We start from the raw sequence: 20898 nt of genomic DNA, 5'->3' as shown, positions 1-20898 counted from the left end.
CTGGCGTCCTGACCGGGTCGGGCGCTCTCGCGCCCGTCGGCTCAGCCGTGGCGGCAGACAGGCAAAGGGACCGGGACCTGCCGCACGCGAGTCTCAAGGTTGCCCATTGGCGCGTATCGTCTCCGCGTTGATCGCACGCACCTTGGCAGCGTCCACCTTCTCGACCTTGCGGTCGTAGGTGAACAAGCCGTTGTGCTCGCCTTCGACGTCGGTGATCTGCGTATAGACGCTGCCGGACACACCGATGGCCGGACCCTTGTCGCGCAGCACGGCGGTATTGGCGACGTAGCCGGCGGTCAGCGCCGCGCTGTCTTTCACATCGCCATACGGGTTGATGGCCGTGTTGGGCCAGACATGACCGGGCACGCCCAGGGTCAGGCCACCATGCTCACCGTCCATGGAGGCGCGCGTCGCGTCCGGGCTGGGCAGGCCGGGGCCCTGGTAGTCATGCACGTCGTAGACGTCGCCGGCGTGCGGATCTCCCTTGGTGTCGCAGCAATTGGCGCCGCTACGCGCATCGACCAGACGAGAGGAGTCGAGCTGCCTGATCTGCGCTGCCAGCTCGGCGGCGGCCGGGATGCTCCACTGACCCCAGCCCTCGTTGAACGGAATCCAGCCGATGATCGAGGTTTCGCCCTTGAGTTGCTCGATGATCGCCGAGACGTCGGCGCGGAAACCGGCCTTGTCGGCATCGCTGAGTTTGTCGTTGCTCCCGGTCGGCAGCGCCGGCAGGTCCTGCCACACCATGATGCCGATGCGGTCGGCCCAGTAGTACCAGCGTGCCGGCTCCACCTTGATGTGCTTGCGGATGGTGTTGAAGCCCAAGTCTTTGGTCTTGCGGATGTCGAACCTGAGCGCCGCGTCGGTGGGCGCGGTGTAGATGCCGTCCGGCCAGTAGCCCTGGTCCAGTGTGGCCAGCAGGAAGGTCGGCTTGCCGTTCAGCACGATGCGGTTGCGCCCACCCACCTTCTCCACGGCAATCGTGCGCAAGCCGGCATAGCTGGTCACTTCATCGCGTTGATCGCCCTTGGCGAGGGTGGCCTTGAAGATGTACAGGAAGGGATCCGCCGGGCTCCACGGGCGCGGATGACCGATGGCCAGGCGCAGCGGCTTGCCGGCCGGTCCGCTCGCCTCGCCCACCGCCTTGCCATTCGCGTAGGCGACGACATGCAGCGTGGCGTCCTCGCCACCGCCTTGCAGCTTCGCAGTCACCGTGAAGGCGTCCAGGCTGCGCGCCGGCGTGAAGGTCAGTTGCGCCAGGCTGGTCGCCGGCACCGGTTCCAGCCACACCGACTGCCAGATGCCCGAGGCCGCGGTGTAGAAGATGCCTTCGGGTTTCAGCCGCTGCTTGCCGACCATCACATTGGCGCCGTCCACCGGCGCATGCACCGCGACGACGATCTCCTGCGGGCCTTGCGGGCGAAGCGCCTGCGTGATGTCCGCGCCGAAGGACGTATAGCCGCCCGTATGCCGGACCACCTGCTTGCCGTTGACATACACCGTGGCGTCCTGGGCCACCGCGCCGAAGTTCAGCCGCACATGCTGGCCGTGCGCCGTGAAGTCCGCCGGGACGTCCACCAGTCGCCGGTAGAACATGAAGTCCGCATGCATCTGCACGCCCGAGAGCACCGATTCGATCGGATACGGCACCAGCACCGAGTCCTTAAGCGCCTGGCCGAACGGCGGCGCCGTGCGACCGTCAACCGCCGCGTACTGCCACAGGCCGTTCAGGCTCATCCACCGGGGATGTTCCAGTGACGGGCGCGCCAGCTGCGGCCGCGGATAGTCGGGCAACGCGTTGCCGGGCGACACTTCGGCCGTCCACGGTGTCGCCAGCGGCGCCACCTTGCCGCTCCACGTGGCAGGCTTGTCCGCCGCCATCGCCATCGACGCAAAACCCATGGCCACGGTCATGCCGATCCAGGCGCGCGCACGCCATGTCTTGATGCTCCACGTCATCTGCTATTCCTCGTGAGTCTCGCCCCGCGCCGTCATGGAAGGCGGCGCATCGTGCGGGCCGGCGCCCCAGGCCTTGTTCGGCTCGGGACCCATCGTGAGCACCAGGGTGGCGCCGTTGGCGATGTCCGCATGGCTGAACCAGGGCCTGGTCCACGGCTTGCCGTTGAGCGTCGCGGACTGGATGTAGATGTTCTTCGCCGAATTGTTGCGCGCGTCGATCTCGAGCACCTTGCCGTTGCCCATGTGCAGGCGGACCCGGTCGAAGATCGGGCTGCCGAGGATGTAGTCGGGGCTGGAGGGGTCGACCGGATAGAAGCCCATCGCGCTGAGCACGTACCAGGATGAGGTGGAGCCCTGGTCGTCCATGCCGGGGTAGCCGTAGCCGGTGGCATCGCTGCCATACAAGTCGGCGAGGATGCGGCGCGTCAGCGCCTGCGTCTTCCAGGGCTGGCCGCTCCAGGCATAGAGATAGGCCGCCTGCTGGTCCGGCTGGTTGCCCTGCACGTACTGGCCGATCACGCCCGTGCAGTCGCGGCAGATGCCCTTGGGCTGGTAAGGCGTGGAGAAGAAGGCATCGAGCTTGGCATTGAACGCGTCGCGTCCGCCGAGCAGATCGATCAAACCCTGCACGTCATGTGGCACCAGCCACAGCGTGGACCACCCCGACGCTTCCTTCATCATGAAGTTGTAGTACGGCTCGGCCGGATCGAACGGCGAGATCCACTTGCCGTCGGCGGTCCTGCCGCGCATGAAGCCGACCGACGGATCGAATACGTTGCGGTAGTTCGAAGCGCGGCGCTCGAACATCGCCGCATCCTCCGTCTTGCCGAGCCGTCGAGCGAAATCCGCCAGTGCATGGTCATCCCACGCGTATTCAAGCGTGGTGGCGACGCCCGCCTTGCCACCGGCGTAAGGCGGGCTGGGGTTTCCGTCCGGCACGACGTCGGAGATCCAGCCCTGCTTTGCATACTCGGCCAGGTAGCCACGCGGCCCCTTCGGATCGGTGGCGTTCTTGCGCAGGTACTCGTAGGCGCCGGCGTAATCGAAATCGATGCCGCGCTGCCACGCACCGTCGTAGAGGAACACCGCGTGGTCGCCATGGAACGAGGTGTTCATGTAGCCGCGCTCGCGGGCGCGGTCCAGCTCGGAACGCATGATGTCTTTCACGACATTCGACTGGAGCAACATCAGCAGGACGATCTGGTTACGCCCCGTATCCCAGAACGGCACCGGCCCGTAGTGGTCGTAGTCCGCGACCTGGTCATGGCCATCGGCGTCCGTGTAGTGCTCGCCCTTGCGGGCGATCATGCGCGGGCTGGCAAAGGAGTGGTAGAGCGTGGAGTAGAACAGCATGCGCTGCTTCGGCGTGCCCCCGGTCACCTCGACACGATCGAACAGTTGCGCCCACGCCGCACGCGCCCTGGCGTGCACGCGATCGAAATCCGCGTCGCTGTCCTGCGCCCTTAGCCGCTGCTCGGCTTCTTCGGCGCTATGGCCGTGGGCGATGCGCACCACCACCTGCTCGCCTGCCCTGGTGTCGAAGGTGAGATAGGCGCCCGCATAATCACCCGAGATCTTGCGGCGGCCAGCCTGCACATCTTCCCTGCCCAGCCCTTCGTCCTTGTCGGTGATCTCGGCGCGGAAGGTGCCAAAGCGGGTGAAGGGCCGCGAGAACTCGGCCACGAAGAACGGGCCATCCGCGTCCCTGTCCCGGCGCCCGGCGGTGGCGACACCGCGCAGCGTGTGGTCACCGACCACCTCGACGTCGCCGCCTCCGCGCCGCAGGTTCACCACGACATTCGAGCGGTGGCTCTCGGGGAACGTGAAGCGCATCAGGCTGGTCCACTGCGTCGCCGTGAGTTCGGCGCGTGTGTGGAACGTCGCGAGGTCGACCGCGTAGTAACCGGGTGATGCCTTCTCGGTCGCCTTGTCGTAGTACGACGTCGCGTAGTCCGGCGGCACGGTCCAGTCGCCCACCACCGGCATGACCATAGGTTCACCGCGCGCGCCATAGGTCGAACCGCCGCCGGTGAAGCCGACCATCGCCGGGCGGCGGTAGTCATAGGCCACGGGCACGCCCGTGGCGAAGCCGAGATCGGCATTGATGTTCACCGGGGCCGCTTCCGTCGCGCTTTCCGGCAGGCTCGCGCCCGGCGTGGTCATGCCCGTGTAAAGCGGCTCGCCTGGCGGCGGCGCGTTTCCGATCAACACCTGCCGGTCCAATGGTGCGGTGCCGACCAGCGGATTGGCTTCATCGACAGCTGATTTTTCCTGCGCAGACCTGCCGCCATGGACTGGATGGCTTGCGGCGATGCATGGGACCGCGAAGGTCGCCAGCATCACGGCAAGGATGGTGCGCCCGTTGCGGAACGGTGCGCGGGAACGTGCGCGAGAGGGGAACATGGGGCTTCCAGAACGAGGGGCGGTATTGGGGCCGGGCGACAAGGCCCGGCTCCACGCGTACTTCCTGCTTAACCGCCATCGCCGAATTTGTACGTCAGGCCCACGTAATACTGGCGGCCGGCATACTCCAGGGAGTTCAACCGTGCCCGGGTGTCCGAGCCCAGGTACGAATGGGGCGTCGACTTGGTCAGGTTGATGATCGACGCGGTCACCATCAGGTGCTTGTTGAACTCGTAGTCGCCGTTCAGATCGATCTGGTGGTACGGCTGCGAGTAGATGGGCAGCCCCGCGGCCAGGCCCTGCATGGTGCGGCCGGTCCAGTTGTCGCTGGCACGCAACAACAGCCCATGCTTTTCATAGAACAGCGACACGTTGGCGGCGTACTTGGCGCTGCCGATCAGCTCCGACTTGCCGACCTGGGTATCGCCCAGCGAAACGGGGGTTTCGTTGGTCTTGTTGAGTGTGTAGTTGGCGATGTAGCCAAAGCCCGAGTCGAAGGTGTGCTGCGTATAGAGCTCGATGCCCTTGGACGTGCCCGAGCGGCCGTTGGCGTTGGTGCTGTACTGCAGGAAATTCTCCTGCGTGCCGCCGACATCCACCGTGATGTTGTTGACGGTGACCGGCACGACGAAATTCTTCACCTTCTTCTGGAACAGGTCGATGCCGACGACCGAGTGCGGCGCGTAATACCACTCGCCCGCCAGGTCGAACTGGGTGGCCGTGAACGGCTTCAGGTCCGCATTCGCGCCGCTGCCGTACCAGCCCGGCGGCGGGGCGCCGAACTGCTTGCGGTCGTTGTAATAGTCCACGGTGTTGTTGGTCAGGCTGCCGAGCTGGGCCAGGTCGGTGTAGTTGGCGCGGGCCATCGCCTGCGAGCCGGCGGCGCGCAGCACGAAGTCATCGGCGAAGGTCCATGCGATGTTGAAGCTCGGCAGCAGCTTGTTGTAGCGCTTGCGGGTAGAGGCGTTGGTGTAGGCCTCGACGACCGCCTGCTCGCGCGGAAGGTATTGGAAGTCGCCCGGTGCGCAGGCGCCGCCTCCGGCATTCACGCCGGAGGCCGGGCAGATCAGGATGTTGCCCGCCGCGTCGTGGTAATACACCGCGTTGTTGGTGGTGACCTCGTCGGCAACGGTGAGGTTCTGCTCCGTGCTGACGAAACGCAGGCCCACGTTGCCGCGCAGCGTGCCGGTGTCGAAATTCGCCTGGACATAGGCCGCGGAGATCTTTTCCTGGATCGACGACTTGTTCTGGGGCTTGTTGTAGATCACCCGGTCATAGGTCGAATTGAGGTAGTTGTAGTAGGCGGGGAAATTGATCGCCGGGAAGGTGTTGTCGTTGTAGGCCTCGTTGTTGCCGTCGAGCGGGTTCGGCAGGAGGAAGCTGGCCGGCAGCTGGCCGGCATTGGGATCGCAGGTCTGGAACTGCTCCGTGGTGCCCTTGCAGTACCAGCGGACCTCGTTGCTCTGTTGTTCGGCGTGGTTGTCGCGATACTTGACGCCGAATTGCAGCGATTGCATCCAGCTGGAACCGAGAGCCAGCGTGAAGTCCGCCTGGGCGAAATTCTGCGAGGTGTCGGTGTTGACCATGTTGGAGCCGGTCGAGCCGAGATCCACCTGTCCCGCACCTGCCAGCATGTTCTGCAGCACGTCCGGCGAGGCGGTGATGGTCGGCTTGCCGTCCAGCGTCCACGCGGCGCCGTTGCTGCCGTCCACCCACTGGCCGTTGACGAAGTTGCGCGGCTTGGCCGCCATGCCCAGCTCGATCGACGGGCCGCCCGTCGCCCAGGTGCGGCCGATGTTGAACGTGCCGCTGAGGGCGCCGCCGTTGTCCCACTCGCCTTCGAGGTTGAGTGTCTGCGAGGTGGCCTTCTCGACGGAATAGTTGCCGTTGAGCCACGGGATCTCGGTCGAGCAGACATCCACCGGCTGGCGCACCGCACCGGTGCTGGGGTTGGTCAGCGCGTTGCAGCCCTGGCCCGCGGGCGGAAGCACGTAATTCGCACCGGTGACGATGGTGTGCGACGGATCGAACGTCAGGCCATTGGCCGCAAGCAGCCGGCCCTGCTGGTCCGTGAAGTTGCTGTTGCTGGGCAGGCCCCACTCGGGAATCTCGAGCGTGTTGGTGATCTGGGTCTGCTGGCGCTGGAAGCGGAAGTAGTTGCCCGTCAGCAGGAAATGATCGCCGGGCTTGAACTGCATGGTGGCCTGGATGCCCTTGGTCTTCAGGTCCAGCTGATTCCGGCTGGTGCTGAACTGCTGCGGCATCCAGTAACCGTTGTAGCCGTTGCCGGCCTGGTCGACCACGCCGCCGCCGGACCACAGATCGATGTTCGGTGCCACATCGGCGCCGTACGGATTGCCATGCACGTCTGTGGGCGGCGCGGTACACGAGGCGTGGTCGGTGCAGTCGTTGCTCCACCAGTGCCAGCTCGACGCGTTGGCCGTGTAGTCGACATCGTGGCGCTTATGGTACGTGCCGGCGACCAGGACGCCGAAGGTCTCGTCCTTGTTCTTCCAGGACCACAGCGCCGACACCTGGGGAGTGATCCTGCTGCTGTTGTCGGAGCCCGCCCCGTTGAGGGACACGAAACCGTCGTTCGCCTTCATCTCAAGCGGGCGGCGCGTGCGCAGGTCCACGTTGCCGCCGATGCCGCCTTCGTCCAGGCGCGCTTCCAGGCTCTTGTAGAGCTTGATGTCCGAGAACATGTTGGACGGCATCAGCGTGTAGTTGAACGAGCGCGTGAGGCCGGCGGAGGTATCGGCCGAGGCTACGTAGTTGCCGTTCAATTCCGTCAGTGTCAGTTCGGGCGAAAGGCCGCGGATGCTGACCGTCTTGCCTTCGCCGGACTCACGGCTGATGACCACGCCCGGCACGTGCGCAAGGGCATCGGCGATGTTCTTGGCGGGGAACTGCGCGATGTTCTGCGCATTGATCACCTCGACAATGGAATTCGCATCGCGTTTTTCCAGCATGTTCTGGTCGATCGACTGCGTGTAGCTGGTAACGACGACCGCTTGCAGATTGGTGGGGTTTGTTTTCTCCGCGGCCTTTTTCTTGCCTGACCTGGTTGCCTTTGCGTTGTCTGCAGCTTGCCCGGACGGCGGTGTCGCTGGCGCGCTTCCGGACGGCGGCGATACCTGTGCAGCATCGGCAACCCCGGACAGCCCCAGGGACCCGCCAAACGACAAGGTCACCAGAGCGAGCGCGGCATACAACGGCTTGCGGTTAGAGACGTGAGGCAGATGAGTCATTTCTTGATCCCCATTTGATGTGCGTCCTTCTGGAGTCAGCGGTGATTCCCCCCGGTTGATCACGTGCTGCCGGATGCGTGATTTGCAGTTGTGTTCTTTCCATCCCTGTCGAAATTGGATCGATCTAAATTTTGACCATCAAAACGGGTTGTCGACTTGACGGTGGCCTGCGCTTTCAAGGTCTTGGACGCACTTTCGAGAGTGCCCGGATCGTGTGCCGCCAAAGCGGCACGTCGCTGTTTGCCTGGAACAGGGACGGCTCGGCACGATTGTCCGCCGCTGCTCCTCCCTGCCTTGATCCGATCAATTCGTCCGGATCATTCGCACCGCGACATGACCTGGAATCACTTGATTTGGATCGATCTAAGTCCCTTGCGACAAATTAGTGCGCCGAAGACGCGAGATGTCACGCTGCGGCGCAAAAAAGCCATGAGCAAGCCGGGTAGGCGGCATCTCGAGGAGACGGCCACCGCAAGTCGCTCGGGCATCGGTTTCGCACAGGATGAGCGCTCCGGCGCCTGTTCTGCCGGATCCCGCTGGCACCCGAGCCCCTCTTACGCCTGCGCAACGCCAGCCAGGGCAACGCCGTACACATGCACGCCACCGCCCGGCGCGAAGCGATGTCCATGATTTGCGCGAGGCGTCGACACGACAGGGAACGCGAAGGCGACGCACGTGACCGAATGCGCTTCGCTAAACTACACGACCACTTTTCACCGGAGATCCACGCCATGCGCTTCCAAGACACCCTGCGGCGGCGCTGGGACGAACATGGCACCTTGGTCTGCGTGGGCATCGATCCGGAACCGACGAAATTTCCCGCACACCTGCGCGACACGCCTGACGCAGTGTTCGAATTTTGCCGGAGCATCGTCGACGCCACCGCCGACCTGGTCTGCGCGTTCAAGCCCCAGATCGCGCACTTCGCCGCGCTGCGCGCCGAGGACGCGCTGGAACGGCTGATCGCGCATATCCACGCGAAGCATTCCGGCGTGCCGGTGATCCTCGACGCCAAGCGCGGCGACATCGGCAGCACCGCGCAGCATTACGTCAGCGAAGCCTTCGAGCGCTTCGGTGCCGACGCGGTGACCTTGAACCCGTACATGGGTCGCGATTCGATCCAGCCGTTTCTCGACCGCGCCGACAAGGGCGTGATCCTGCTCTGTCGCACTTCCAATCCAGGCGGCGCGGATTTCCAGGCGCTGGATTGCAGTGGGCAACCGCTCTATCTGCGCGTGGCCGAGACCATCGCCCGCGACTGGAACGCGAACGGCAACTGCGCCCTGGTCACCGGCGCCACCTGGCCGGAAGAACTGGGCAAGGTGCGTGCGGCGGTCGGCGACATGCCGCTGCTGGTACCGGGCATCGGCGCCCAGGGCGGCGACGTGGAAGCGGTGCTGCGCCATGGCCGCACGGGCGATGGCGCGGGTCTGATGATCAGCTCGTCGCGGGCGATCCTGTATGCGGGAGATGGCGAGGACTTCGCGCTCGCCGCGCGTGCCGCCGCCAGCGAACTGCGCGACACCATCAATCGTCATCGGCACGATTGAATGAGGCATGCGCCGGCGCGTAGCCGGCGCATGCGTCACACCGCGGCGGACTTCGCCGCGTGCTGCATCTTCGTCTTCAGGTCGAGCGCGTCCGCCGCATCAAGCAGCGCGCGCGCAAAGCTGCGCACCTCGGCCGGCCGCAAGGCATACCAGTTGCCACTCTTGCCCACCTCGGCCAGATTGCGTCCCGCGCGCGACACGCAATGCGGCCGGAAGATCACCATGCCGGTCAGCGACTCCGAACTGATGTCCGCAGACACGATCTGCATGTGTGTTTCATCTTCTTTCTTCACCAGAATTCTCCCGGGCGGGATTCCGCCCCCGACCCACTCTACGCCATCGCATCTTCCTGCGATGTTTTCCGATGGCGCCCGGGGTTCGCGAGCGCTGTAGTCTTGGCATCTGCCGATGGCCGGCCACCTGTCGCCCCACCGCGCAGCCCCCTTACCCACAAGGAACACAACGCATGTCCGACCGGAACGACATCCGCATGGAAGACTGGAATCGCCTGCAACATGAAGTGGCCCGTTTGCGTGTACTGGTGATCGTCGCCCTGCTGGCGGTGATTGCCCTGGCCGCCATGTCCCTGCTGCGCAAACCGGAGGCGCCGACCAAGCCCGACGCGATCATCCGCACGCAAGGCCTGGTGATCACCGATGCCCAGGGCCACGACCGCATCCTGATCGGCGCACCGGTGCCGGCCAGCAAGGACCGCACCCGCAAGGACGATGCTTCGGACGGCATCATCTTCCTCGGCAAGACCGGCGCCGACCGTCTCGCGGTCGGGCAAACGCCGACCCTGCATATCGATGGCAAGACCTACAAACGCCGGGGCGACGACAACAACTACGGCATGACGCTTTACGACACCAAGGGCAGCGAGCGCGGTGGCATGGCTTCGATGGGCACCGGACGCGTCGGCATTGCGCTCGATCGCGCCACGCCCCCGTACGAGGCCATCGGCCTGATGGTGGACGACGAGGACAATTTCGCCGGGATGTACATCAACTACGGCGACCCCAAGGCCCGGGGACCAGCCTTTGAAATGGGTACCGATGCCAAAACCGCCCATGTCCAGTTCAACGGCACGGATGGACTTGCGCGCGCACAACTGAACCTCGATGACGCCAACAAGCCGGCGTGGCAGTTCGATGATGCCGCATCGGCGAAGGCTGCCGCGGAGAAGGAACAGGCCGCGCACGGCGAAAAGCACTGAACAACGCGACAGGCGGGCCATGGACGGCTCGCAGATTCGCCACCCGAGCTTCGCGCGTCCTCGCCGCAAGCTCAGCGCATGTGCACCCAGTACACCCGGGTGCCGTTTTCGGCATCTTCGGCGCGACGCCCGGCGCGGCCTTCGACCACGACACCCCAACGCGAGCGCATGCGGCCGGCCTGCAGGTAGTCGATCCGGACATTCTCCGCCGGAGCAATGGCGAAGTTCGCCGCGATCACCAGCACGCCATCGCCTTCGTACATCAACGACGCGGGACGGCCAACCGCCGCCCCCCAGCCCACGTGCAGTTCGCACTGAACGGGCTCGAACACGCCCCGATGGTCCAGACCCCATCCCGCCGTCCTGTCGAGCAGGGGCTTCAGATCGGGATGATCCCAATCGACTACGTGGCGTGACGGTGGTGGCTTGGCATGGTTCATGTTGCCGATGTTCCAGACCTCTCTTTCTTCCGGCCGGACGTCCTGCAGCTCGCCCGGGAGCGTTCTTCGTGCCATGCAGCGTCGGGTCGGGCGCAACCTGTCCGCGGCGGCAAGCGCTGCACTTCCCGAAGCTACAGGGGGCGTGGTCAAGAAGGCGTCCACACCCGCGCGCACCTGAACAGCCACGGGCGCGATGCGGTAAAAAGAACGCGTTTCCCGCCGCGGCCACGCCGCATGACGCCAGCTTGGCGCGGCCCGGATCATGAAGTTCGCATGCCGGCGTCCGACAAGTGCTCAGTCGACCGCCATCGCCACCGGGGCGCCTGCAGCCGCGTGTGGGTGCAGCAGCCGTGCACGCAACCAGCGTTCACACGGCAGCGACAGCCAGCGCTCCACCGCCTTGCCAAGCAGCCAGCATGACGGCAACGCCAGCAGGTACCACAGGCACCCCCAACGCGGATCGTCGCCAGTCAACCGGAAAATCCGCACCACGGCGAACACCACGAACATGTGGCTCAGATAGATCTCGTAACTGAGCCGCCCCCACGAACGCAGCCAGTCCAGCCCGCGCCACGGTTGCCACGGGCCGCGCTGCTGGCGCTGCTCGCAGGCCAGCAGCAGGCACAGCGCCGACACCGCCAACAGCAGCATGTACCCGTCGCGAAGCAGGTGCCACATCGCGGCCCCGAAGATCGTTGCCGCGATCAGGCCGACCGCGCCGAGCCAGCCCAGCAACCCGCTGGTGCGCCGTGGCGGCAAACGCCAATGCGCTGCCAGCAGCGCACCCAGCACACCGATGGCGATCGCCGACATGCCGGGCAGGTACGCCTTCTCCTGCCAGATCTCGTTGCCGCGCAAGGCGGCATGCGTCCACGGCATCGACAGCGCCAGTACGCTCAGCAACAGCACCAGCACCCCACGCCGGCGCGTCGCCAGGCAGACCAGCGGGAAGCCGATGTAGAACACTTCCTCGATCGACAACGACCACAGCACGTCCCAGTTGCCGGGCAGGTAACCGGTCCGGCCTTCGTACCAATTCAGATGCAGGCCGAGCGCGGCGAAGATCGCCCGCGGCAGCGACTGGCCCTCGCGATGGATCACGTAATCCTGCAGGCCCAGCAGGTGCAGCACGCTGAGCACCAAGATCAGCGCCAGCAGGCAGGGCACGATGCGGGCGAAGCGCCGCGTGTAGAACGCGCGCAGGTCGATCCGCTCCAGGCTGCCCCAGCGGCGCAACGCATTGCCCGCGATCAGGAAGCCGGAAATCACGAAGAACACGAACACGGCCTCGTAGCCGTTGTAGTTCAGGCGGCTCAGCAACCATGCCGGCAGCACGTCGGCCAGCGCACTCTGCTTCAACGGAATGCGCAAGCCCAGGTGGTTGAGCACCACCAGAACGATCGCCAGCCCGCGCAACAGGTCGATGCCGGGGTTGCGGGCGCCGGTCGCCGCGACGGCGTTTCCGGAAGAGGCTGGCACGGTCTGCATGGATGAAGCCGCATCGAGACGATGCCGCATCATCGACGAGCGCCGAGGCCTCGGCAACTGCACCTCAGTCGATGACGCGTATCCCTTTCCAGAAGGCGACGCGCCCCGCGATCTGCGCGGCGGCTTCCTTCGGGTTCGGGTAGTACCATGCGGCCTGCGCATTGACCGCGTCACCGACGATCACGTCGTAGTAGCTGGCCGTGCCCTTCCAGGGGCAGACGCTGTGATGATCGCTCTCGCGAAAGTATTCATGCTGCAACGACGCAGCGGGAAAGTAGTGATTGCCTTCGACCACGACGGTATCGTCGGTTTCGGCCAGCACGGCGTCGTTCCAGATGGCTCTCATCAGTCGTCTCCCAGCTCCTGCCCGGGGAACAGCACGTCGGTGTAGCCGAAGCGGCTGAAGTCGGTGATGCGCGACGGATACAGCCGACCGATCAGGTGGTCGCATTCATGCTGCACCACGCGGGCGTGGAAGCCTTCGGCACGGCGGTCGATGCGTTCGCCCTGGGGGTCGACGCCCTGGTAACGGATCAGGCTGTAGCGGTTCACCGCGCCACGCAGGCCCGGCACCGACAGGCAGCCTTCCCACCCTTCCTCCATGTCCTGCGACAACGGCGTGATCACCGGATTGAGCAGGATCGTGCGCGGCACCGCCGGCGCCTCGGGGTAGCGTTCGTTGTTGTCGAAACCGAAGATCACCAGCTGCAGGTCGACACCGATCTGCGGCGCGGCCAGCCCCACACCGTCGGCGGCATGCATGGTGTCGAACATGTCGACGATCAGCGCATCGAGTTCGGCCGTGCCGATCATCGCGGCGGGCACGATCGGCGCGACGCGCAGCAGGCGCGGATCGCCCATTTTCAGGATTTCGCGAATCATGGGAGCCTCGCCTTGAACGCTGTTACTGGATGATTTGTGGTCGATGCGATGTCGATGCAAGCGGCGATGCCGATGCTTCAATAGCAAAAAGCCAGGCAAAGCCCGTACCGATTTGCTGAAGCCGCAAGCGGCTTCAGCCGCCGAAGACCTTCTTCAGCAGGTCGGTGGTGCGCGCGCCGGGGTTGTGCCGTATCGACTGTTCCTGTTCGCCGATGGTGGTGAACAGGCCGTCCAGGGTTTTCGTCGTGACGTAATCGTCCAGGTTCAGTGCATTGCCACCCTTGTTCGACTTGCCGCCACCGAGCGAACCGAGCAGCCCGCCCAGCTCGCCACCTGTGCCACCGGAGGTGAACGACTTGTACTTCTGGGTGACGCCGACGCTGTCCGTGGCGTTGGCCACGATCGGGTGGATGCGCGCGGTCAGCGCGTCGCCGGCGACGCGACGGAAGAAGTCGGTGGCTGCGTGGTCGCCGCCGGTGAGGATGCCGCGCGCGTCGCTCAGCGTCATCTTGCGGATCGCGTCGCCGAAGATCTGCGCCACCTGCGGTACCGCCTTCTCCGCCGCGCGGTTCATGCTCAGCTCGAACGCGTCGACCTTGGCGCCCTGCCCCAACTGACGGGCCAGCTTGCCGGCTTGTTCGAGCTTGCCCGGCAACGGGATGCGCACCTTGTTGTTGTTCCAGAAGCCACCGTCGCGGCCCAGGCTGTTGATCGCATTGGTGGTGCCCTTGGCCAGCGCTTCCTTGAGGCCGGCGGCGATGTCGCTGCTCGGCAGGTTGCTGCCCAGCTGCGACGAGTTCGAGGTGTGCGTCGACTGCTTGACCTTGTTCAGAAGGTCCTTGAACTGGCCGGATCCCATCGCCGTCAGCGGCACCACCGCTGCGGCGAGAGCCAGTCCGAGCACGCCGTGGCGAATGGCGATACGCATGACGAATTCCTTTGTGGTCGGCAGGACGGCCAGTGTAGCCCTGCCGTGCCGCCCATGGCGTGACCGGCTTCGCCGCGCCATTCGACCAATGGCTAATGCCGCTTTGCGGGTTTTGGGATTGACCCCGCCGCCCGACGGGCAGACCCTTGGACGACCACCGAGGAGAGCCCAGCCATGCAAGCCACCGTCATGCCCAAGCCCAGCCCGGCCAGCAAGATATTGTGGGTCGCCATCGCCATCGTGGGTGCGTTCTGCCTGGGCGTGGTGGCGCTGCGACGAGGCGAGCCTATCAACGCGATCTGGCTGGTCGCCGCATCGATCGCGATCTTCGTGATCGGCTACCGCTTCTACGGCAAGTTCGTCGAGCACTCGGTGCTGAAGCTGGACCCGACCCGCGCGCCACCCTCGGTGCTGCGCAATGACGGCCTCGACTACGTGCCCACCGACAAATGGGTGGTGTTCGGCCACCACTTCGCCGCCATCGCCGGCGCCGGTCCACTGGTGGGTCCGGTGCTGGCCGCGCAGATGGGTTACCTGCCCGGCACCTTGTGGATCCTGTTCGGCGTGGTATTTGCCGGCGCGGTGCAGGACTTCATGATCCTCGGCCTGTCGCTGCGCCGCGATGCCCGCTCGCTGGGCCACATGTTGCGCGAGGAACTGGGCCCGGTACCCGGCCTGGTGGCGATGATCGGCGTGCTGGTGCTGATGATGATCGTGCTGGCGGTGCTGGCCCTGGTGGTGGTCAAGGCGCTCACGCACAGCCCGTGGGGCACCTTCACCGTGGCCGCCACCATTCCGATCGCGTTGCTGATGGGCGTCTATCTGCGCTGGTTCCGGCCGGGAAGGATTCTCGAAGTGTCGATCATCGGCCTGCTGTTGCTGCTGGCGTCGATCTGGGCCGGCCGCTTCGTGGCCGAGTCGGCCACGTTGGCGCCGCTGTTCGACTTCGACGCCAAGGCGCTGGCCTGGTGGCTGATCGGCTACGGTTTCTGCGCCTCGGTGCTGCCGGTGTGGCTGCTGCTGGCGCCGCGCGATTATCTGTCCACCTTCCTCAAGATCGGCACCATCGCGCTGCTGGCGCTGGCGATCTTCCTGTCCGCGCCGATGCTGCAGATGCCGGCGGTGACGCGTTTCATCGACGGCAGCGGCCCGGTGTTCGCCGGCAACCTGTTCCCGTTCCTGTTCATCACGATTGCCTGCGGCGCGGTATCGGGCTGGCACTCGATCATCGCCTCGGGCACCACGCCCAAGCTGCTGGCCAACGAAAGCCAGGCGCGCATGGTCGGCTACGGCGGCATGCTGATGGAGGCGTTCGTGGCGATCATGGCGCTGGTCGCCGCCGCCTCGCTGCACCCGGGCGTTTACTTCGCGATGAACGCGCCAGGCGCGATCATCGGCACCACCGTGCAGGACGCCGCCACCACGATCAGCCAGTGGGGCTTCGTGGTGACCCCGGACGAATTGATCCAGACGGCAAAGAACATCGGCGAGAACAGCATCCTCAGCCGCGCCGGCGGCGCACCCACGCTGGCCGTGGGCATGGCCCAGCTGCTGCACAACATCATCCCCGGCGGCGGCATGATGGCGTTCTGGTACCACTACGCCATCCTGTTCGAGGCGCTGTTCATCCTCACCACGGTGGACGCCGGTACTCGCGTGGGCCGCTTCATGATCCAGGAGATCGCCGGCCTGATCCACAAGCCGCTGCAGGAAACCGACTCGTGGACCGGCAACCTGCTGGCCACCGCGATCTGCGTGTTCATCTGGGGCTACTTCCTGTACCAGGGTGCGGTCGATCCGCTGGGCGGCATCAACACCTTGTGGCCGCTGTTCGGCATCGCCAACCAGATGCTGGCCGCGATCGCGCTGATGCTGGCCACCGTGGTGGTGGTGAAACTGAAGCGCGAGCGCTACGTGTGGGTGCCGGGCATCCCCGCGATCTGGCTGATCATCTGCACGCTCACCGCGGGCTGGCAGAAACTCAGCGGCCCGATCAGCTTCACCGCCGCCGCCAACAAGTATTCGGCCGCGATGCAGCAGGGCCAGTTGCTGGCTCCGGCGAAGAGCCCGGCCGAGATGCAGCAGATCGTCACCAACAACTACGTGGACATGGCGCTGACCGGCCTGTTCATGCTGCTGATCGTGGCGATGGTGGCGTTCTGCCTGCGCGCGCTGGTCAGGGGCTGGAAGGCGAATCACCCGACCGCGCACGAGGAACCGTACGTGGCGCTGACCAGCGTGGCCGGCTGAGATGAACGCGACCTTCCGGTCCGTGCGCAAGTGGGCGGTGCAAACCGCCCGCCTGTGCTGCGGCGTGCCCGACTACGACGTCTACGTGAAGCATCTGCGCGAGCATCATCCCGAGCGCAAGGTGCCCAGCTACGGCGAGTTCTTCCGCGAACGGCAGGAAGCCCGCTACAAGGGTGGCGGCGGGCGCTGCTGCTGATTCCGCCGCAATCCTGATGCTCCGGTGATCGCCGTGCCAAAGCGCACTGGCGATCCCGGCCCAGGCGAGGACAATGGGCGGATTGCCTGTACCGCCTGGCCTCCATGTTCCCACGCAAGCATCCCTCGCCTTCCGCCACGCCGTCACAGCATCACGCCGGCCTGCGCATCATCGCCATCTACGAGATGGTCAAGACCGTCTGCCTGCTGCTGGTGGCGATGGCCGCCTTCCATTTCTACCACGAGCAGAATTTCGACCGGCTGGTGCACTGGCTGGAGCATCTTTCGCTGGCCGACAGCAATGGCCTGCGCTGGAAGCTGGTGGAGGTGCTGCAGGATTTCGGCCCCAGCAGGTTCGTGGCGGTCGGCGCGGTGGCGCTGGGCTACGCGGTGCTGTTCGCGATCGAGGGCGTGGGCCTGTGGCTGGGCAAGCACTGGGCCGAATGGTTCACCGTGATCGCCACCGGCTCGCTGATTCCGCTGGAACTGTACGAAACGCTGTACCACTTCGGCTGGCTGAAGCTGGCCACCCTGCTCGGCAACGTGGTGATCATCATCTACCTGGTGCGCATCGCGCGGCAGCCGCGGAGGTAGTACGGCGATCTGGCCAGGCAGTTCTTTAGTACTGCCCGACAAATGTTTCATTGTTTGATTCGAATAGAAGCGTTTCGACCTCCTGCGGAGGACGAGTTACTTCTCTTGAGTCGCCAAGAGAAGTAACCAAGAGAAGGCGACCCTCCTCGGCGCTTGCCGGGTTGCACCCGGCAAGTCCGTGAGTCGCGGCCGGGCTTTTCGACAGCACATCCCTGTGCTGCCGAAAAGGGATCGGCATCGTGCCGATCCCCCTTCGGGCCTGTCGGCCACGACTCACCGCCTCACAAGGGGGTGAAGACCAAGATCAATTGCAACAGCCGAAGGGAAAGGCGCTTCGTCTGGCGAGCGCCGGCAGTCGATCAGCCAATTCAATTGCCTCCGTCGCCTTTTGCTTGAGCTCCATTAGGCCAAATGGGTGGGTAACGGGGACGATACTGGCCAGCGCTCAAGCGCGGCCAAGAACTCCTCGATGCCACCGTTTCTCATGGAGAAGCATTGCGCGATCGGCATATCGGTATTCGTCTCAGCGATACGTTTATGCAATGCCTTCGCCCTGCGCTCCCAAGCCTTGTCCAGAAGCACCAGGTCGCAGCAGTCCACTGCATCCACCGCGTGCATCAAATCCAACGCCTCGTTGTTGGTGATCGGCGCGTTGGTATCGAGGATGAGCTCTCGCAACAATTCGCCCGAAATGATCTGCTGCCGCGTGCGTCCGTCGTCTAGTCGAGCGGCCTTGGCCTTACGCCGGTAAGGCTCCCTTTGGCGGTAGATGCCCAACGAGGCTACAAGCGTTGATGCAACCTCGTCCAAGGTTTCCACCATCTTGTCTCGATTCTCATGGACTATTTGAAACATCCCTCGGAACGTTTCCTGGAAGGATTGGGCTTGAGCCCAACGGCGAGAAAAGAAGTCCATATTGCGGTGGTCGGCTGGTGGAAGTGGTCGCGCCGCTGTGGTGGTTTCTCCCGTCGCCGCCCGTGCCGCAACCGGCTCGGACAGGCAGAGGTAAATGTAGGGAACCACTTGCGCCAGCAACCACTCGGCTCGGTCGACATGACGGGGATCAGCGAAGCGGGCGAACTCACCCATGGAAAGGGCCGCCAGGAGCCAGGTTCCGTTTCGGCCCCGGATGCCTTGGGCAAACCGCATTGACAGTTCGTCACTCTCGGAGATCGCCCGAATGGCAAACGTGTCCAAATAGACCGCTGGACTCACGAACTGCTGAGTCCACATCACGTCGTCCCCATCGAACGCAAAAGAAATGGGCATGCGCTGTCGCCTCTTGCGCGTGAACAACCGGCGACCAAGGAGCCCGCGGCGATCTCCCCGCAGCCGCTGATGATCGGTGGCACTGTCTTGGCACCTTACCGCACCCTGGCGGGTGACATGCCCGTTCATCGAATCGTCGTCGGAAGTGTCGACGAACACACGGCAGAAGCCAACTGGAAAAAGGAGCGGAGGCAGGTAAATTGGTTGATCAGCAGCGAACACTCGTCAGACAAAGAGCTTGTGGCATCGCTTGTTGCTCTTGCTCTGATCACCCCCTTGTGAGGCGGTGAGTCGCGGACGAAAGGCCCGCAGGGGCGTCGGCATGGATGCCGGCGCCTTTTCGCCAGGACAGGAGTCCTGTCGAAAAGCCCGGCCGCGACTCACGGACTTGCCGGGCGCAGCCCGGCAAGCGCCGAGGAGGGTCGCCTTCTCTTGGTTACTTCTCTTGGCGATTCAAGAGAAGTAACTCGGCCACCGAAGGTGGACGAAACGCTCCTGATCCAAAAATACCAAGACGCTGTGATCGGCCCGATCCAACCACCCCTCACACCTCGTGATGGACCGCCTCGGCTGGCAGCGCCTCGCCCTGCCGCCGCGGCATCAGCTCCACCAGGTACATCGCGGCCAGGATCAGCCCGCCGCCGACGGCCATGCGCCAGCTGAGCGCGTCGACACCCAGCAACACCGCGAACGCGGCGGCGAACACCGGCTCGGTGGTCATCACGATCGCGGCGCGGGCAGCCGGCAGGTGCGACTGCGCCCAGGTCTGCATCAGCATCGCGCCGGCGCCGGCGATCAGCGCCATGTACAGGATGGCCAGCCACGCGCCGCGATCGGGTGGCAGCACCGGCCCGTGCGGCGCGGTGGCGAGCAGGCAGACCACCGCGATCGCGACCATCTGCACCGCCGACAGGCCGAACGCCTCGCCCGGTCGCGACCACTGGCCGAGCAGCACGATATGCAGCGCGTACAGCGCGGCCGAGGCCAGGGTCAGCCACACGCCGAGATCCACCGCCACGCCGTTCAACGACAGCAGGCCAAGGCCCAGCGTGGACAACGCCACCGCCAGCCACACGATGCCGGCCATGCGCTGGCCCAGCAGCAGCATCGCCAGGATCGGCGTGAACACCACATACATGCCGGTGGCAAAGCCGCTTACACTTGGCGCGATCAGCGACAGGCCCCAGGTCTGCAGCAGCTGGCCGCAACCGTAGACCAGGCCCAGCAGCAGGCCGCGCAGCACCTGGCGTCGACCCAGCCGCCACACCGGCCGGGCGAACAGCACCAGCATCGCCGCCGCGGCGATGGCGAAACGCACGGCCAGGAAGTCCGCCACCGGCATGCGCCCGACCACGTCCTTGATCAGCACGAAGGTCGAGCCCCACACGGCGGTCATCGCGATGAGGCCGAGCGTGGCCAGCGTGGTGAGGCGGCGGTGGGAGACGGACATCGGGAAGGCGGCCGGGCAGTGAGGCGGGCAAGTTAGCGCAACCGACGCGCGGTGTCGCGGCCTACTCGTTGTCGACCGGCGGCGGCCGGCGGCGGGCCTTCAGCAGCAGCAACCGCCACAGCTGCCCGGGAATCTGCAGCAGGAAGTGGGTCCAGATACCCAGCCACACGGTCACCGAAACCAGCCGGTTGTCGGCCGCCGGGTCGTGCTTGCGGAACCACTGCCACATGCCCCGGTGCTTGTGCCGGCTGACGAACACCGGACGGTGCCGGCTGGAGCTGCCCTTGCCGTGGTGTATCCGGATGTCGCCGGCCAGCAGCACCTGGTAGCCGATGTCGCGCACGCGCCGGCACAGGTCCAGGTCCTCGCAGTGCAGGAAGTAGTCTTCGTCGAAACCGCCCATGCGGCGGAACAGCGCGCGCGGCATCAGCATCAGCGCGCCGGACACCGCTTCGGCCTCGATCAGCCGGGGCGGGATCTCCTCGTCCACGTTGACCTTCTCGCCGGCCCGGTTGAGCAGGCTGTTGAGCGAGCGCTGCAGCAGCGGATCACGCCGCCAGGACGCCGGATCGGCGCGACCCTCGGCATCACAGACCACCGCGCCGATCAGCCCCACCTTCGGCTTGCCGGCCAGCAGGCCGACCAGTCGCTGCAGGTCGCCGTCGCGCAGCATGCAGTCGGGATTGAGCACCAGCAGCGCATCGCCCTGCGCCTGTTGCGAGGCGAGGTTCACCGCGGGGCCGAAGCCGAGGTTGCGGTGGTTGTAGATCACCTTGAGCCGGTTGTCGTGCGCATGGGCGCGCTCGATCGCCTCGGGCACGCCGTCGTGCGAATCGTTGTCGATCAGCAGCAGCTCCAGCGCCTGCGAACTGGCCAGGATGCTGCGCACGCATTCGCGCAGGGCCGGACCGCTGTCGGCGGATACCACGACCACGCTGAGCGGCAGCGTGAACGGCGAGCGATGGAATGCAGGGGTATCCATTCGGCAAGTATGCGCGGTGACGCGTGAACGTAAAACCTCGA

Annotated in this window: 17 protein-coding genes; 5 read left to right on the top strand and 12 right to left on the bottom strand. The window is 65.3% G+C overall.

Annotated features, from left to right (window positions below; all coding sequences use genetic code 11):
- Positions 1-93: 93 nt before the first annotated feature.
- The 3 genes from ASD55_RS04415 to ASD55_RS04405 all read right to left on the bottom strand — a co-directional run bounded on the left by ASD55_RS04415 (position 94) and on the right by ASD55_RS04405 (position 7613).
- Positions 94-1959 carry a sugar-binding domain-containing protein gene (locus ASD55_RS04415; RefSeq protein ID WP_056763978.1) on the bottom strand — a complete coding sequence of 622 codons (1866 nt, stop codon included), beginning with the start codon at positions 1957-1959 and terminating at the stop codon, positions 94-96.
- Between the two features lie 3 nt (positions 1960-1962).
- Positions 1963-4362 carry a GH92 family glycosyl hydrolase gene (locus tag ASD55_RS04410; protein ID WP_235577717.1) on the bottom strand — a complete coding sequence of 800 codons (2400 nt, stop codon included), beginning with the start codon at positions 4360-4362 and terminating at the stop codon, positions 1963-1965.
- A 68-nt stretch (positions 4363-4430) separates the two neighbouring features.
- The gene (locus ASD55_RS04405) at positions 4431-7613 is read right to left on the bottom strand and encodes a TonB-dependent receptor (protein WP_056763974.1); all 3183 of its coding nucleotides are present in this window, start codon (positions 7611-7613) and stop codon (positions 4431-4433) included.
- 731 nt (positions 7614-8344) lie between these two features.
- On the opposite strand from ASD55_RS04405, the gene pyrF reads away from it, so the two are divergent.
- Complete coding sequence (gene pyrF, locus ASD55_RS04400; RefSeq protein WP_056763972.1) at positions 8345-9163, top strand: orotidine-5'-phosphate decarboxylase; 819 nt, start codon at positions 8345-8347, stop codon at positions 9161-9163.
- 35 nt (positions 9164-9198) lie between these two features.
- Here the strand turns inward: pyrF and ASD55_RS04395 are convergent, their stop codons facing one another.
- Positions 9199-9432 carry a hypothetical protein gene (locus ASD55_RS04395; protein WP_056717476.1) on the bottom strand — a complete coding sequence of 78 codons (234 nt, stop codon included), beginning with the start codon at positions 9430-9432 and terminating at the stop codon, positions 9199-9201.
- A 197-nt stretch (positions 9433-9629) separates the two neighbouring features.
- Here ASD55_RS04395 and ASD55_RS04390 point away from each other — a divergent pair, with 197 nt between their 5' ends.
- The gene (locus tag ASD55_RS04390; protein WP_056763971.1) at positions 9630-10379 is read left to right on the top strand and encodes a hypothetical protein; all 750 of its coding nucleotides are present in this window, start codon (positions 9630-9632) and stop codon (positions 10377-10379) included.
- Between the two features lie 71 nt (positions 10380-10450).
- Here the strand turns inward: ASD55_RS04390 and ASD55_RS04385 are convergent, their stop codons facing one another.
- From ASD55_RS04385 to ASD55_RS04365, 5 genes are all read right to left on the bottom strand, one after another.
- Positions 10451-10819 carry a hypothetical protein gene (locus ASD55_RS04385; RefSeq protein WP_056763969.1) on the bottom strand — a complete coding sequence of 123 codons (369 nt, stop codon included), beginning with the start codon at positions 10817-10819 and terminating at the stop codon, positions 10451-10453.
- Between the two features lie 294 nt (positions 10820-11113).
- A complete protein-coding gene (locus ASD55_RS04380; protein WP_056763967.1) occupies positions 11114-12307 on the bottom strand; it encodes an acyltransferase in 1194 nt (397 codons plus the stop codon).
- Positions 12308-12371: 64 nt separating this feature from the next.
- Positions 12372-12653 carry a DUF427 domain-containing protein gene (locus ASD55_RS04375; protein WP_157598789.1) on the bottom strand — a complete coding sequence of 94 codons (282 nt, stop codon included), beginning with the start codon at positions 12651-12653 and terminating at the stop codon, positions 12372-12374.
- Positions 12653-13189, bottom strand: a complete 537-nt coding sequence (def, locus tag ASD55_RS04370) for a peptide deformylase (RefSeq protein WP_056763965.1) — start codon at positions 13187-13189, stop codon at positions 12653-12655. The genes ASD55_RS04375 and def overlap by 1 nt, the downstream gene beginning before the upstream one ends.
- 133 nt (positions 13190-13322) lie before the next feature.
- Positions 13323-14117, bottom strand: a complete 795-nt coding sequence (locus ASD55_RS04365) for a DUF4197 domain-containing protein (RefSeq protein ID WP_056717471.1) — start codon at positions 14115-14117, stop codon at positions 13323-13325.
- Positions 14118-14291: 174 nt separating this feature from the next.
- Between ASD55_RS04365 and ASD55_RS04360 the strand changes: the two genes are divergently transcribed.
- The 3 genes from ASD55_RS04360 (at position 14292) to ASD55_RS04350 (ending at position 17156) form a co-directional block, all read left to right on the top strand.
- On the top strand, positions 14292-16367 hold the full coding sequence (locus ASD55_RS04360; protein WP_056763964.1) for a carbon starvation CstA family protein: 2076 nt from the start codon (positions 14292-14294) through the stop codon (positions 16365-16367).
- 1 nt (position 16368) lies between these two features.
- On the top strand, positions 16369-16563 hold the full coding sequence (locus tag ASD55_RS04355; RefSeq protein ID WP_056717469.1) for a YbdD/YjiX family protein: 195 nt from the start codon (positions 16369-16371) through the stop codon (positions 16561-16563).
- Positions 16564-16667: 104 nt separating this feature from the next.
- Complete coding sequence (locus ASD55_RS04350; protein ID WP_056763962.1) at positions 16668-17156, top strand: DUF2127 domain-containing protein; 489 nt, start codon at positions 16668-16670, stop codon at positions 17154-17156.
- A 402-nt stretch (positions 17157-17558) separates the two neighbouring features.
- On the opposite strand, the gene ASD55_RS04345 is transcribed toward ASD55_RS04350, so the two are convergent.
- The 3 genes from ASD55_RS04345 to ASD55_RS04335 all read right to left on the bottom strand — a co-directional run bounded on the left by ASD55_RS04345 (position 17559) and on the right by ASD55_RS04335 (position 20857).
- On the bottom strand, positions 17559-18425 hold the full coding sequence (locus tag ASD55_RS04345) for a hypothetical protein (protein ID WP_157598787.1): 867 nt from the start codon (positions 18423-18425) through the stop codon (positions 17559-17561).
- Between the two features lie 544 nt (positions 18426-18969).
- Positions 18970-19875, bottom strand: coding sequence for a DMT family transporter (locus tag ASD55_RS04340; protein WP_056763958.1), 906 nt, complete (start codon positions 19873-19875; stop codon positions 18970-18972).
- Positions 19876-19936: 61 nt separating this feature from the next.
- A complete protein-coding gene (locus ASD55_RS04335) occupies positions 19937-20857 on the bottom strand; it encodes a glycosyltransferase family 2 protein (RefSeq protein ID WP_056717467.1) in 921 nt (306 codons plus the stop codon).
- Between the last annotated feature and the right edge of the window lie 41 nt (positions 20858-20898).

Origin of the sequence: Rhodanobacter sp. Root561, assembly GCF_001427365.1 — a bacterium.
Taxonomy (GTDB): domain Bacteria; phylum Pseudomonadota; class Gammaproteobacteria; order Xanthomonadales; family Rhodanobacteraceae; genus Rhodanobacter.
This window is presented reverse-complemented; position numbering and strand designations above follow the sequence as displayed.